This is a genomic window from Streptomyces sp. SAI-135 (assembly GCF_029893805.1).
In the GTDB taxonomy this organism is placed as follows: Bacteria; Actinomycetota; Actinomycetes; order Streptomycetales; family Streptomycetaceae; genus Streptomyces.
On the sequence record NZ_JARXYP010000002.1, the window covers coordinates 2,897,393 to 2,912,337 of the forward strand.

The following is a 14,945-nucleotide window of genomic DNA, read 5'->3' on the forward strand; positions in this document are numbered from 1 at the left end:
CGGAAACCGCCGTACGCACCCCCGTTACGCTCGCGAGCCACGTCCCAGCCTTCACCCGCATCGCCTGCACTCCTGCACTCTCAGGTTCACCTGGTCGCAGGTGGCCGCACCGGACACCGCGAGCGGGGTCTTGGCCTGGGGCCCGGCCGAGCCGGAGGCGCCAAAGCCTTCCAGACTTGGCGGCAACCGGGGCATGGATTGGGCGACCCGGTACTTGAGGTGCGCCCAGACGCTTCTCGACGGCCTCCTCCGCTGTCCGAGAACGGCTCCACCGCTGGTGGGCGGTCTTGCGGCCCTAGGCCACGGCTCTGACTCTGAAAACTCAGCGGGGCCACGTCTGGCGACCGTGAGGGGGACGATTGGTGAGGACTGGGATCGTAGACATCGATGACATGTTGCGGGACCGCCTGCTGATCATGGTCAATGACCAGTCGGCAATCGACGTACTCCCCTTCATTCCGGCACGCGCAGGCGGGCTGGTGCTGACTGGCGCCTCCGCTCCGGCCAAGTGCAGAGAGATACGCAACGCCCTGCCGGAGACGGTCGTCGTGACGGACCCCGGTAGCCATACCCAGCAGGTCGCCACCCCTGACGCACCTTTCGGGCTGAAGACGAGCTACGGCTGGCGCGACTTGGACCTCACCGGGCTCAACGAGATTCTGGACGGCCAGCGCGACAACAAGGCGTCCTACGCCGTGACGCCCACCTGCTTCATCCCGGCGGACCAGGCCGGAGACATTTCAGTACTCAGGGCCGTGGTCCGCCAGGCGAACCTGCTGCACCGCCAGGACACGGTAGTGCTGCTGCCCTGCAGCTGGCGGTGGCTAAGGCCCGCCTCCTTGCCTTACCTCACCGAGCAGATTCGGGCCTGCCGGCATCCAATAGGGCTGATCATGCAGGCGGATGGTGATCCGCTCGAACGCGTTGGAGTCGCTGAAGGGCTAAGGAAGTTATGCCGTTCCTGTCCTCGGCTCGTACTGTGGCGCACCGACCTCGCCGCTTTCGACGCGATGGCACACGGGGCGCTGGGCGCGGCGGTCGGGGCCTCGGCCGTTCTCCGGCACGGGATGGCTCCGCGCCCCGACAACGGAGGCGGCGGTCACAAGCCATATCCGGTGGTCCTGGTCCGGCGCCTGCTCCGCTACCACCGCGTGGCCACGCTGCAGGACTGGTTCGCTCATATCGATCCGTGGGTGTGCGACTGCACGGTCTGCAAGGGTGCCGCCCTCACTCGCTTCACGGACGGCGAAGCGGACGTCGTCGCCGCACTGCAGCACACGGTGTGCGAACTCTACGGTCTGCATGACGAGTTGGACGGGACCCTGCCGGGCGACGAACGGATCGGCTGGTGGCGTCAGCAGCTCGCGGATGCCTGGGAGTACCACCGCCTGTTGGCGTCTCAAACAGGCACGGAGGTCTCATTCCCGAGGGTGCTTCAAGCCTGGCGCCACCCGAGTCCACCCGCACTGCCCGCGGTTGCGGACCGCCGGGGGCAGGACCAGTCCGGCCCGAGCTGGCGCCAAGCCTGCTCGTGGAAGAGCCACTGGGCGGCGGAGTGCCGCAGTGGGCGGTAAGGCGCAGGTTCCAGAAGCCAACCCAGCCCCGCTGGTCCTTGGGTGGCGACGCCGACTCCATAGAAGCGCGCCTTCATGAGAAGAAGGTCGAAGTCGGGATCGTCGGACAAGTCAGGGCTGCGCAGCACTCGCTCCGACACCGGGTGCGACAGCAGGACTCCTCGAGCACAGAAGGGTGCGAACTGCGAGGCGTCCCGGACCACGGAGTCCCACTCGCCAGGCGAGACGCCTCTCACGCCATGGACGAGAACCAACTCGACGCGGACGGCGGGCACCAAGCGCCGTACCAAGGTGCCCTGACAGTCCTCCTGTTCCACGACGCCGGCCGGCGCCCTGTGCAGCGTCCGCAGTGCGTGGGCACCGAGTGAGGACAGCTGCAGGGGAAGGTCCACGGGAAGGTCGTGCAAAACGGTGAGCAATGCTCGACTGTCGACGGCTCCGAGGCCAACTGCGGACCGGCGGCGGGCCTCGTCGGCGAACACGGTGACGGCGGCCCGCACTTGCTGTCCGCGCAGCCTCAGCTCGGCGAGTGCCTGCTCGGCCAGCAGCATGTCTCGTGTCCTTGTTCTGATCGCTCGGGGCCGGTCTGCCGGACGGCGTGTGCTGTAGCAGCCGCCGTCCGCCCCTGCTGTCTATCAGTCCCGACGACTGGGGGCACGTCCGCCGACGGAATGTGGCCGCCCGCCCCGATCCCCCGACGGCACGCGCCCACCCGTTCGCCCACCGTTCCGTTCACCTCTTTTTGTTCGGGGCGAGCGTGGGGATGTGCAGAGGGGATGTCGGGCTGCCCGACCATGCCGACGCGGACGTGGTGACCTGCATACATGTCAGTTGCGGCCCAACGGGAGACGGGCAGTTGTCGGCGGGGATATCAGCCGGGATGCCAGCCAGGTCGAGAGCAGTGTTGTCGCATCGTGATCGTGGTCGGCCGGTCGTGGTCGCGGGTGTGGTCGCAGTCGGCTGTTGACGTGGCCGGTACGCGTGGCGCCGGGCAGACGACGCCACCTGTTACCAAGAGGGGCGTCCGGCGATGACGGACTTGGATGGCGGCCGTGGTGACCGGCTTGCGCTGGCAGTAATGGTGCAGTATCGGATGGCCACCACCGAGCAGATGCATCGGGTGATCACTCCTGAGGTGCGCATCGAGCAGACTCGGCACTGTATGGCCAAGCTACTCGCGGAGGGATTGGTGGATCGCATCAAGGGGGCGTGGGTTCACGTATCAGCGCAGAGGCTTCCTGCGCAGCTTGGAGAAGGGCTTGGAGGTACCGAACTGCCAGTCGAGACGACTGCCAGGATTCTTCTCGATCTTCAGCATGACCGACTGGGAAGCGGAGAACTTGAGGACGAGTCCAGCACGGAACCTTCCATCTGTTTGCCTGTCCCAGACAAGATCACTGTTTGTCCTGGCCCATATCGCCGCGTCCACGCACCGTGAGAGCAAGGGTGGCAGCTCGGCTTCCTTCTTCTTGTCCTCGTCCATCAACTCTTCCCCACGCTTCTCAAAGGTCGACACCTTGACGATCTCAACATTGGTACGCCTCTCGGTCTCCGGCTCGCACTACCTGGTCCCGGCCGCGCTCGCACTCTAGGACACGACGGACCGGCCCCGCTGACGATTCGGCCAGTTCCGCTCCATCGTGTGCAGACGAGTTGGCTGCCCTCTTCGTCGGCGAGCATGAGCCTGATAGCGAGCCTCGTTGGGCTGTGACGGTGGACAGCCCGATCGCTGCATGTTCGTCGACCCCACAGTCCCGGCCGCATTCAGCTCGTCCTCGGCATCACACCAAGCCAAGCCCGATCCCTCGCGGACGCGCTTAGCCAACGTGATTGACATCCCCGGATGACATTAACGACGCATGCATGTATCCCGGGACGGCCGCTCGCGGTCGTCCCCTACTAGGGGCCCATCGGCTTACTGGCCGCTGGTCGAAATCCTTACAGCGGGTGTCAGGCCAGCCGTATCGAGACAGTAGCGGAGGTCGGTTGGCTACGCTGTCCGGCCACCGTCGCCGCCGGCGATTTGGATAAGGACAAGGTGAGCAGCACGGCGTAGAAGACGCTCGAAATCACCGACCAGGGCCTGAAGATCACTGGTCATGGCGCCATTGAGGAGGCGAGAGGGCCCGGCCTGCGCTACGTCGCCGTGCATCTCGGTGTTGCGGCGTCTATAGATGTCTTCGATCAGCTGCTCAACGTGCTGATCTTCTGCGCCCAGATAAGGGTCACCACTCAGGAGAGCCCTCGCACCGGCCACGAGATGTTCGCGTTTCTCCCGCCTCCGCGAAAGGCCACGGTGTTGGATAAACAGAGACTCGGCAGTGATGCACAAGTCGATGAGCCTGTCCTCAGGCAAGGCACGGCTACCCGCCATGATCAAGCGGCGCAGGGCATTGAGCAGAAACCTCTCGTTCTGGACACCCGGCTTACCCAGCAGGTCATACACCTCACGCAAACTCCCCAAGGTGACCGCGTCGACAAGGAGAGTCGGTCGGTCCTCAACCGGATGGTGGACCTCGGTGAGGCTGGATGAAGCATGCGGCTGAGCGTCAAAATCATCCCGACTCTGCATACGCATCGGGCGACCGTAGGTGACTGAGCCGCCACACACGATGCGCAGGGCTATGAGCATGCGGTCGACCGCGGCATCGAATGGCGAAGGAGTCCCTGCCTCCGGGTGCTGGCTGTAACCACTGTGCACCGATAGATCGCGTTCAAGTACGAGGGCATTCTGATGGAAGCGGGAAAGGTTCAGTGAGTTAGTACTGCTGAGCTGGGCGATGGGGATTCCCATCACCCGCAGCGCTTCGGACACTTCCCCGTCAGTCATCGGCCGTATCGTAAGACCATCAGGCAATGGAGTGCCGGACACAGCCTGCGACATGTCGAACCCGAGCAGGGGAACGTACTCGACCAGGCACACAGTCTTAGCGAATAGCCCGGCTTCCACAGTTGCATAAGCAGCTTCGAAGGCAGCACCGTCGAAGCGATAGGCACGGGCCGCCTCCACCACAGGAGTCAGCAGATACCGAACAACGACGTCCTCTAGCCGACGGAGGAGGAGGCTGGACGGGTATCCGACCAAGGTGTCTATCCGGCTCCGAAGCACCTCGTGATCCCGGATGACTTCACGTAGGGCCTTGTGGGCCGGGAAGCGATACCACCATTCCCGTGAGGAGAACTCGTTCGGCCACCGCCACTGTTCGCGTTCTTCCACCAAGAAGATCTCCTGTTGGCAGCGTCGCCAGCTGCGGTGGTCACGTTGCAGGCCGAACTGCGGCGCGGATGCCGTCTCGGCCAGCTCGGCAAGCACCGCCATGACCAAGTCTTCGGCAGCACGGTGCAGCGGCTCGTGGGTAATGGGCATCAGTGGCCTCTCAAGGCAAGGACCGGCCTGGTCCAGCAGGGTCGGCCAGCAGGCGAACGGATGAGTATGCCCGAACTCTCTGGCCTGAGGCTGGTCATTTTCGCAACGTGAGCTCACGCTTGCGGCAACCACCGGCAGTCCCTGACGATTGTCCTCCAGCGGCGAAGTACCAGTCCGCACGCAGGTAGGGGAAGTCCTTCTCCAGGCCGGCGCGCACGAGGACGTCCCGCAATGCGGTGGTGGCGTTTCGAGCCGCGTACCAGCCGTTGCTGTCGAGAGGTGACCACACGGCACCGCCGCGCCCGACGGTCGGCTCATCCGGCATCGGTGGTCGTCTGCTCGGGGAGCGCAGGAACCGCCGCGTAGGGAGTCGGGTACTGCTCGTCGAAGGGGTCGATCCTCGCCAAGAGCTACGCGGAGGCGACCAGCGCAGTAGCGAGAGCCACCGGCCGCAGCGGATTGGTCTCCGGCCGGCGCGTCGGTGCCCGGAGCCACTGGTAGCGGTCTTCGGACAAAGCGGAATGCGGGCCGGGCACGACGACGGCTGAACCATCGCTGAGGTAGCGGTAAGAAGGCGGAGCGGAGGTTTCACGGTCGAGGTAGTACGTGAAGGTCTCCCGGCTCTGCGAGCCCAGGAAAAATCCGACTCGCTGCGCCTTGCGGTCGATGACCGAAGGTCCCATCGGCATCCCGCTGCGCTGGACGCGGTCGAACATCTCCATTCCGAGGCGCTGTTCCATGCTCGCCACATCGAAGAAGCGGCCGGTCGGCAGGAGGCAGGGCATCCGCGGGTCATCCGCCCAAACCTGTCGGCACTCAGTCGGGTTATCCGCTGCCGCCGACAGCCACTCCATGCCCCGCCTGGTCATCCTGTGATGAGGGGCTACTTCTCCTCACCCGATCGGAAGCAACGGCGCCAGGAAGCGGCTCGGTTCACCGTGCCAGGTGATGGCGAGTGCGTCACGGGGACGGGTCGCCGCGACGAAGAGCAGCGAGCGCGCGCGGTGCAGCTCTCGCTGATGACGGCTCGGATCCGTGTGTTCCCACGCGTCCACGGAAGCGCGGGGAACGAGCCCCTCGGCCACCCCGGCGATGATCAAGCAGCGGTACTCCAGTCCCTTGAAGCGGTACATAGTGCCGATGTGGACGCCCTGGTCGCCGCGCGGCCCGTCCGGTGTGATTTCCGTCGGCGTGATGCCGCGGTGGGCGAGGCGGCCGGCGAGTTGGGTGACCATGTCGTTGGTCGGGACGCAGATGGCCGTGGACTCGCGGGGGACGTCGTGCCAGGCCCGCAGTTGCTCCACGACGAGGTCCATCTCCTCGTCCCAGCTCCGGGCGCCGCGCAGTGACGGGGGCCGGCCGTGGAGGACCGAGCGGTATCCGGCGAGTGTGTCGACGTCGCCGTCAAGGTCGTCGTAGTCGGCGTCGTCCAGGACCCGGACGGCGGCCCGGAGGATCTCCCGGGTCGTGCGGTAGCTGAGGGTCAGTCGGGAGGAGCGGCCGCGGATGTGGACACCCAGGCTGCCGAGGGTGACCTGGTTGTCGTAGATCCGCTGGTGAGTGTCGCCGACCAGGAAGATGTCGTCGGGTGCGGCGGGCGCCATGGCGCGCAGCATCTTCCAGTGGGCGGGGCTGAGGTCCTGGGCCTCGTCGACCACGATGTGCCGGTAGCGGTGGTTCAGCCGGGCACCGGAGCCGGCCTCGACGTGGCGGTTCTCAAGACCGCTGCGTTCCTCGCGTTCCTCCGACAGCCGGTCGACCCTGGCCCGGCGGGCGGCCTCCAGCCGTGCGGCGCGCTCCGCGACCTGGCGGTGTGTCTCCAGTCCGCTGGTCTCCAGACGTTGGGTGAAGCGTTCGGCGAGCTGCCAGATGCCGGCGCGTTCGCCGCGGGTGACGCTGCGGCCCCGCCCGGCCCGCCGGACGGTGAAGTACTCGCTCCTGGACGTCACCGCCTGGCCGAGGATCACCTGGTTCCACTCGTCGCTGAGGAACTCGGCGCTCCAGCGGGTCTCCCCGGCCTCCACCAGCAGCGCCCGCCACTCGCGCAGCGCGGCCGTGTCGTCGATCCGCCGCTTCGCGTTGCCCGGGTCGGCCTCGCTGACGATGCGGGTGGCGAGCTGGTCGACATGGGTGATGTCGACGCGGGCCAGCACCTCGGGGCCACCGAGGGAGAGCAGCCGGGACCGCAGGTCCGCGGCGAGGTTCCGGTTGAACGTGGTGAGCAGGACGGGCCTGGTGCGGCCGGGCGGGAGCTGTCGCACCAGATGGCACACGCGGTGGAGGGCGACGATCGTCTTGCCCGTCCCCGGGCCGCCGCCGACCCTCGCGGGGCCGTTGTAGTGCCGGTGGACCAGCTTCTCCTGGGTGGGGTGCAGGAAGACCTTCCAGCGTCCGAAGTCGCCCTCCTCCAGGATGCTCTGCAGTGACTCGTCGTCGGTGATCACCACGGTCTGGGAGCGGTCGAGCGCCGCCTGCCAGTCGTCGGTGTCGAGGTTCTTCTCCGGCTCGGTCACGGCGACGGGCGCGGTGACCTGTTCCATTACCTCCTGGTACGGGACGCCGTCGCGCAGCCGGAGGAGGACTTCCCCGGTGTGGCGGGGGGCGTACTCGGCGAGACCGAGAAGTTCGTCGTCCGTGGTGAGCTTCCGGACGAGCGGGATGAGCGGCCCGGCGACGCCGAGGTCCGCGAGCTGCTCGTCGGTGTACGCGGCGAAGAGGGGTTCATCCGCTGGCTCCGGTACGCCCGAGAGCCCCGGCATGTCCACCCGCTCCGGCGGGATTTCACGGCGGAGCGCGCCCTCCTCGACGACCTGGAGGTCGACGTACTCGATGGCGCCGGTGATGTGGTTGATGCCGTAGTTGAACCGGTCCAGGTTCTGGTGGACGTGGCTGCGGTGCTTGACCGAGACGAGCAGCCAGTCGTCGCCGCCGAGGCGGATCATCAGGGCCCGCCACTCCCGGTTGACGCGCGCCGACCAGAGCCGGTCGTGGCCTTCCAACTGCTTGAGCTGGAACCCGGGAGCATCGGGGTTGCGGCGGAAGTCGTGCTGGAACTTGTAGAACGCCCCGAGGACCGCGCGGTCCAGTTTGACGATTTCCTTATCGGCCTTGTCGAGCAGGCGCAGGGTCACGCCCGTCCTCGGCGTGCCGGTGACCGTCATCGCTCGTTCTCCTCGTGCTCGTTCGTCGCCCCCGGTGCGTCGCCGTTGACCAGCCGGGCGAGTTCGTCGGCGTCCCATTCCGTCGCGGTACGGACCTGCCAACCCGCCTCCCGGTAGGCCCGGTCTCGTTGTTCGGCGTCGATGTCCCGTCCGGTCTCCGGGTCCGGACGATGAGCGAGGACGACACCGACGCGCGAAGCGGGCCAGGCGAGTTCGGCGGGCCAGGCAGCTGCTCCCAGCTCGTAGCCGGCCTCCGGCGCAGGCAGGCCCCGGTCGGCGAGCGACCGGGCGAGTGCAGACAGCCCGGGATCGTCGACGAGGAACTCGATGACCTCGTCCCAGGCCGGATCGCGTACAGCCGCGCGGGCCTGCTCGGCGGCGCACGCTCGGCCCGTTTCCGGCACTGGTCCGTCCGCCGCCGCTTCGTGCGCCCAGCGCTGCGAGGTGAGCCATCCGGCTCCCCCGGTGACCGCCAGCTCGACCGGGTCGAATCCGGGCAGCATGCCCGTCGTGAGCTGAACTCCGTCCCCGTCGCCCGCGTCGAGGAACTGGAGCAGGTTGCTCCAGTACAGCCACGCCTGCCAGCGCCTGCGATGGGCGGCCTCGTCCGCCGCGGCCGTGTCCGTGTCGTCCTCGAGTACGGTCAGCGCCGTCCAGACCGCCCCGGTCTGTCCCCGGCGCAGGTCGAGCACGATGGTGAGCGGGCATCCCGACGTGTCCCGGGTCGCCATGACCTGGACGGCGCCGTGTCCCCCGGCGAGCCGCCGCCCGTGCAGGGCCTCGCCGATCCTGCGTGCGATGTCCTCGCCGTCGGCCAGAGCCCTGCTGGTCGCCGACACGGCGGCGAAGCCGGCGAGCGTGCTCTGGGTGCGCCGCCGCCACAGGCCGGGGTCGGGGTCGGTGAGGTAGCCGATCAGTGTGTCCACCGGGTTGGCCCACATCAGGCGTGGCAGGTCGCGGGTGTCTCCGGCGTGCATGCGTCGGTGGACGTCCATGGCCGCCTTCTGCGCCGTGTTCGGGTACGGCTTCCACGCGGGGTCGGCGGGCGGTCTGGCCTGCCCGGTCCAGGCCCGCACGTCGTCCCAGGTGAGCTGGAAGACCTGCCAGCCCTCCGTGCGCAGCCGGGTTCGCTTGGCCGTGTCCTCCTCGGCGGTGAGGTGCCCGGGACTCGCGTGGTAGCGGTACCCGTCGAGGTAGACGGCGACGCGGCGGTCATTCTCGGTGCTGCGGAAGACCACGTCCGGCCGGGTGAAGCCGAGCGGGATCTGGGTCTCCATCCGCCAGCCGCGGACGGTTCCGTCGGGTGCGGTGAAACGCAGGGTGATGTCCCTGGTGCCGTCGGCGGTGAGCGCGGTGCGGACGCTGACGTCGTCCACCTGCTCGGCCCACTCCAGCAGCCCGCGCCGGAAGAGGGCCTCCAGTTCGCTCTCCACCTGGTGGACCAGGGTGATGTCCCGCGTGGTGGCGACCGGTTCGACGCTCCACCCGTCGGCGGTCCGGCCGAACAGGTCTCCCAGCATGTTCAGGGCGTGCTCGCGGGAGACGAGTTCGTACTCGCTGTTGGTGACGTGCCGCAGCAGGCAGCGGTGGCAGGCAGTCCGGCCCTGCGTCACGCACACGCAGGTCTCGACGACCTCGCGCGCGGCCTCCAGGACGCCCTTGAGTCCGTCCCGGCCAGCGAGGCGGTGCAGATACCCGGTGCCGCCGGGGAGGGTGTCGTACAGCACGAGGAAATGGCGGCGGTGCGCGGCCTCGCCGCCCTCGTCGGGCATGGAGTCGGTGACGACGGCGAGGTGGTCGGGGTCGCCGCCGTAGCTGCGGGCGATACCGGCCAGCAGCAGCGCCCTGAAGGACGCGAGGCGTTCCTGGGTGTACGCGGTGACGGCGGGGATGAGGATGCGCAGGGCGTCGGTGCGTAGTTCGTGGGCGAGCAGGATCCGTTCGCCCCGTCGGGCCATGGCGGCATCGGCGCGCCGCCTGGGGCACCAGGGCCGGTGGTATTTGGCGGTCGCGGACGTGTCGCCCGCGTCGTGCGCGGCGGGTCCGCCGTCCGGGTCGGCGAAGCCGCACGCGTCACACACCCAGAAGGGGTTGAGGCGGATCTCCCGTCCAGCGAAGGCCGTGTCGGTGCCGCCGTCCACCCGGGTGGCACCGACGTTGATGTGGCGGATGTGCGCCTGGCGCGTGAACTCCCAGCCGAAGGTGACGTGTTTGTGTTTCCAGGCCTGTTCGACATCGCGGGCGTCGATGTCGACGGCGGGGACGACGGTGTAGTGCCGTCGCTCTCGTTCATCGCTGTCGTCGCGTACGCGGACATCATCGCGTTCGTCGCGGGAGGTGACGCGGCGCGGTACGAGCACCTTGTGCAGGCAGCCGACGTCTCCGATGGCCGCGGAGCGGCAGCGGGGGCAGAGTGAGGTGTCCTGTTCGGCCCGGTGGGTGCGGACGTGGCCGCAGTCGGGGCAGATCCGCCACCAGAGCCAGGCCGGGCGGCCGGGGCTGCCGATGTCCAGTCCGGTGACGCGGTGCTTGTAGCCCTGCGCGTAGTAGTGGTTGCCGGGCGCGAACTCGGTGAGGGCGAGACGGGCGGGACGACGGTGGGGGATGGTCTTGTTGTGGTTCTCGCGCCGGCCGTCGGCGGTCTTCTCGGTCCAGGTGAGAGTGGCTTCGAGTTCGGTGGCGGAGTCGATCAGGCTGTAGTTGGGCAGCAGACCGAGATCGACGAGCGCGCCGTGCGCGGTGGTACGGGCGATGTCGCGGGCGACGCGTGCCACGTCCCGGCGTTCGGCACGAAGTTCACGGCCCTGCCGTTCGTGGTTGGGGTCGCCGGCGACGAGCAGTCCGTGCGCCCGGTCGATGGCCTCGGTCCGGCGCTGGAGTTCGGCGCGGCGGTCCTCCCAGCGTCGGCGCGCCGAGTCCAGGGCACCGCCGAGTCCGTCCTCGCCCGGGTCGGTGGCGTAGGTGACGAGGGCCGCGCGGGCCTGTGGGTCGACGCCGGTGCCGCGGGTCTCGTCATACGCCGGGAAAAGGTCCAGGAAGTCGTGTACGAGCCGGGGGCCGTCGGCGAGGGCGGCTTCGGTGAACTCGGCCTGCCAGGCCGAGGTTCCGAACAGTTCGGTAGCGCGTGCCGGCAGTGGCCGCAGGGGCGTCCCGTCGGGAGCGGTGAGCCGTCCGGCGCCCGCGAGGTCGAGGAGGTGGGCCAGATACTGGCGGCGCAGGATCTCGGCGGCGGACAGGTAGCAGCCGGGTGGCAGGACGTCCCCGGCGATCATGAGCCGGGGTTCTTCCAGGTAGTAGCGGTCCCGCGGGCCCCGGTCGACCATGGTCAGCAGGTACGCGTTGCCGGTGGCGCGGCCCGCCCGTCCGACGCGCTGGATGTAGTTGGCGGGGCCCTTGGGCAGGGAGGCGAGAACGACGACCGAGAGGTCGCCGATGTCGATGCCGAGTTCGAGGGTGGGGGTGCAGGACAGCACCTGCGGGTTAGCGTAGTGGACATCGACGCCGTCACGGAAGGCCTTCTCCACCGCTTCGCGCCGGGCGCGGCTGAGGGCGCCCGTGTGCTCGGCGGTGTTGATGGTGAAGACGCCGGCCTCACGGTACATGCGCCGGTAGAAGTCGTCGGTGAAGTCCCGCTGGCGCAGTCCGCTGTCCAGGTCACGGCCGGTCCTCAGGATGCCGTCGCAGCGGTAGCGGGGGCAGGGCAGGCCGTGCCACTGGTCGGCGAGCTCGGGGTGGACGGTCTGTTCCCAGAAGCACTGCGGACAGTGCGCGGTGGCGTCGGGAAGGGTGTCGTCGGCGAGTTTGCGGACCTGGATGTGGCCGGGCTGGAGTCCGTAGACGCGGGTGGCGCCGTCGAGCGCGGTGCGTACGGAGACGACGCCCAGGTCGGCGAGCGCGGGCAGCAGCCGGGGCAGGAAGGCGCCGGCCGTGTCCGGTCGCAGGCCGAGGGAGCGTACAGCCCAGTCCTGGTACCAGCCGAGGCGGCCGGTGAGTACGTCGAAGTCTTCGCTGCCCTGTTTGGGGGTGCCGAGCAGGAAGGCGGGCGCAGACACGCCCCGGGGGAAGGCGGGCATCCCGGTTTCGCGCCCGCCCCAGATCGCCCATCGGCGCACACCGGCCTGGTCCAGCCAGGGGTCCAGCCAGGCGTGCCGGACGGCACCCCGGATGCGCATGCGTTCCAGCAGACCGCGCACGAATCCGATGTACTGGTCGGGCCCGGGGACCGATCCGTCCGCGAACGCGATCTCTCCGGGTGTGGTGAGCAGGAGCTCCCGTACGAGGTCCGCCACGGCATCGGGGTCCGTTAGGGGCACGTCGGCGGCGACGGTGCGGGTGATTTCCAGGGTGCGGCCCTGCCGGGATCGCAGGCCGAACTCCATGACGGTGGCGAACGCCAGGCGCTGCGCGATCAGTTCCCACGTGGGCCTGGAGCCACGGCTGCGCCCGGACAGCAGCGTGTCCACGCCGCGCACCGGGTGCAGGTCCGGCGGGATGACGGCGGCCTGCACGGCCTTGCTGTCGACGACGTCCTCTATCAGGTCGGCGGCCAGGTCGTTCAGGGTAATCGGTTCGTTCTCGTCGATGCGGCTGGCGAGGAGCGCGCGCAGCGAGAACGTATAGGAGCGGCTGGCGACGTATCCGGCGCGGTGGGCGGCATCCTGGACGGAGTCGTTGAAGAGGAGGGTCTTGTTCTCCTTGAGGTTCCTGTCGAGTTCGCCACCGGTGAAGAGCTGGGTGATGGCGGCGGCGGCGAGCGCGGCGAGGCCGGTGCCGAGGTAGCGGATGGAGTTGGCGGTGTGGCAGGCGGGACACTGGTCGCGTTCGGCGGCCCCGTCGCCCGCGAGGTCGGCGTGGACAAACGCGGCGTTATGCAGGGCCCGTGGTCGCCGCGGCCCGTCCGCGCCACCCGGACCCTCCGCATCGGTGAAGTCAGTCTCGGGCGACAGGGGCCGCAGCCGTCCACCGCTGCCTTCCAGGACCATAACGGTGGATCCGCCGCGTCGGCGTTCGGGTCCGGCCCCGTAGGCCGCCTGGTGCACCTCCCGCGGGGTCGCGGCGATCATGTTGCGCACCCGGCGTTTGTCACGCCCGACCGAGGCGCGGCGGATCTTCGTGGCGTTCAGGTCGAGTTCGGCGGGGTCGACCTCCGGTGAGTATGCGGCCCAGCCGGAGCGTCCGCACTCGCGACAGAACACGGCCGGCAGGAAGACCTCGGCGGGCGGCGGTGCGCTGTCGTCGGCGGGTACGGCGGCCTGCTCGGCGGCGTCGAGCGGTACGGCGGGCTCCTCCCCGTCGTACGGGGAGCGCCGGGCGGCCGGACCCGGGTCCTTGTGGGTCAGGGCTCCGCGGGAGGTCACGCGTTCGTCGTCCCAGCGGAACTCGGCGCGCGCCACGCCGATGCCGCGCAGCACGCGGGAAACGGAGCGCACCCAGTGGTGGATCTCGATGGACAGCAATGGCCGTCCGGGGTGCTCCGGGTCGCGCGCGTACGACAGGAGGGCGAGGTAGCGGGCGAGGGCGCGGGCCGCGAGACGCGGGCGCTGCTGCACGGCCACGCCCCAGTGGTAGGCGTAGCGGGGCAGTACCTCGGTGATCTCGGCGAGGGTCTTCGGGGTGCCGTCGAGGATCTCCAGGACGGCCGCGGTCAGCCGGTGGCGGCGCAGCACGGCCCCGAGTTCCTCGGGAGTCGGTCCGCTCAGGCGGGTGAACCTGGCCACGAGGTCGTCCATGGCACCCGCGTCACGGGTGGGGTCGCCGAGAGCGTCGACCTCCTCGGGCGAGGGGAACGGCAGGCTGAAGTCGCTCTCGCCGGTGAAGTCCTTGGCGGAGCGCCGGTCCTCACCCACGACCGCGTCGGGCGGGAACGGTACGCCGAAGACCTGCTCGGCGACTTCCCTCATTCCCACCCGGCCGTTGCCGACGCCGTTCTCGCCGAGGGTGGCAGAGGTGGCGACGGGACAGACCGGCCCCAGCGGACGGCCGGGTTCGGCGAGCCCGGTGACCGACCCCAGGCGGCGCAGCAGCATCGCGACATCCGTGCCCTGGGCGCCGTCGTAGGTGTGGAACTCGTCGAGGACGACGTACGCGAGCGCCGGGTCCTGCCACAGCCGCCGGTCCTCGGGCCGCTGGAGGAGCAGGTCGAGCATCTTGTAGTTGGTGATCAGGATGTCCGGTACGGTGCGCCGGATCTCGTCCCGGTCGACGGTGATCGTCGGGTTGGCCTGCTTGAACTCCTGCGACGGTGTGTCGCCGATGTAGAGGGCGGCCCGTACGCCCGCGTCCCGTAGCCGGGTGTCCTTGGGGTCGCCGAGCCGCTCGCCGATGCGGTGGGCCTGGTCGGTGGCGAGGGCGTTCATGGGGTAGAGCAGGATCGCCTTGACGCCGTCCCGGCCGGCCTGACGTGCGCGGTAGCAGTGGTCGAGCAGCGGGATCAGGAAGGACTCGGTCTTCCCGGAGCCGGTGCCGGTGGTGACGAGGGTGGGCCGCGCCGGGCCGTGCAGCGTGGACAGCCGTTCCCAGGCCTGCTCCTGGTGCCGGTACGGGGTCAGATCGGGATACCAGGTCAGGTGCCGCTTCCAGCCCGTGCCGTCGGCGGGCCGAAACGGTGTGCGGACGCGGAGGTAGGGCCCGCGGAAAATGCCGTCCTCGGGGTCGCCGAGGAAGTTCTCCAGGGCCCGGCGCGTGCTCTCGTCGGCCAGCGCGTACGTCGTCGCGAGGTACTGGCTCAGACTGTCCCGTACCTGGTCGGCGGCGAGGGTGGGACGCACGCGCGGTCCTCCTTTGTGCTGGTGGGGCCGGGGGACGGCCGATCACCGGTCTACGGTAACGGGAGCGGCCGTCCGG

General features: G+C 69.0%; 7 protein-coding genes. 1 reads left to right on the forward strand and 6 read right to left on the reverse strand.

Annotated features, from left to right (window positions below):
- Window positions 1-392: 392 nt before the first annotated feature.
- Complete coding sequence (locus M2163_RS17600) at window positions 393-1,574, forward strand: hypothetical protein (RefSeq protein WP_280894416.1); 1,182 nt, start codon at window positions 393-395, stop codon at window positions 1,572-1,574.
- A 1,222-nt stretch (window positions 1,575-2,796) separates the two neighbouring features.
- Here M2163_RS17600 and M2163_RS17605 read toward each other — a convergent pair.
- The 6 genes from M2163_RS17605 to M2163_RS17630 all read right to left on the reverse strand — a co-directional run bounded on the left by M2163_RS17605 (window position 2,797) and on the right by M2163_RS17630 (window position 14,869).
- Window positions 2,797-3,057 (reverse strand): hypothetical protein, encoded by a 261-nt coding sequence (locus tag M2163_RS17605; protein ID WP_280894417.1) that lies wholly within the window; start codon window positions 3,055-3,057, stop codon window positions 2,797-2,799.
- A 507-nt stretch (window positions 3,058-3,564) separates the two neighbouring features.
- Entirely contained in the window at window positions 3,565-4,941 is a 1,377-nt protein-coding gene (locus M2163_RS17610; protein WP_280894418.1) for a hypothetical protein, read from the reverse strand.
- 94 nt (window positions 4,942-5,035) lie between these two features.
- Window positions 5,036-5,266: a hypothetical protein gene (locus M2163_RS17615; RefSeq protein WP_280897437.1), complete on the reverse strand. Its 231-nt coding sequence runs from the start codon at window positions 5,264-5,266 to the stop codon at window positions 5,036-5,038.
- Between the two features lie 85 nt (window positions 5,267-5,351).
- Complete coding sequence (locus M2163_RS17620) at window positions 5,352-5,795, reverse strand: bifunctional DNA primase/polymerase (RefSeq protein WP_280894419.1); 444 nt, start codon at window positions 5,793-5,795, stop codon at window positions 5,352-5,354.
- 39 nt (window positions 5,796-5,834) lie between these two features.
- A complete protein-coding gene (locus M2163_RS17625) occupies window positions 5,835-8,102 on the reverse strand; it encodes a UvrD-helicase domain-containing protein (protein ID WP_280894420.1) in 2,268 nt (755 codons plus the stop codon).
- Entirely contained in the window at window positions 8,099-14,869 is a 6,771-nt protein-coding gene (locus M2163_RS17630) for a DEAD/DEAH box helicase (protein WP_280894421.1), read from the reverse strand. Before M2163_RS17630 ends, M2163_RS17625 begins: the two co-directional genes overlap by 4 nt.
- Between the last annotated feature and the right edge of the window lie 76 nt (window positions 14,870-14,945).

What these genes read in the sequence shown, in the direction of transcription:
- M2163_RS17620 (WP_280894419.1), bottom strand. Translation starts at nt 5,795, where the DNA reads ATGGAGTGGCTGTCGGCGGCAGCGGATAACCCGACTGAGTGCCGACAG.
- M2163_RS17625 (WP_280894420.1), bottom strand. Translation starts at nt 8,102, where the DNA reads ATGACGGTCACCGGCACGCCGAGGACGGGCGTGACCCTGCGCCTGCTC.
- M2163_RS17615 (WP_280897437.1), bottom strand. Translation starts at nt 5,266, where the DNA reads ATGCCGGATGAGCCGACCGTCGGGCGCGGCGGTGCCGTGTGGTCACCT.
- M2163_RS17605 (WP_280894417.1), bottom strand. Translation starts at nt 3,057, where the DNA reads ATGGACGAGGACAAGAAGAAGGAAGCCGAGCTGCCACCCTTGCTCTCA.
- M2163_RS17600 (WP_280894416.1), top strand. Translation starts at nt 393, where the DNA reads ATGTTGCGGGACCGCCTGCTGATCATGGTCAATGACCAGTCGGCAATC.
- M2163_RS17610 (WP_280894418.1), bottom strand. Translation starts at nt 4,941, where the DNA reads ATGCCCATTACCCACGAGCCGCTGCACCGTGCTGCCGAAGACTTGGTC.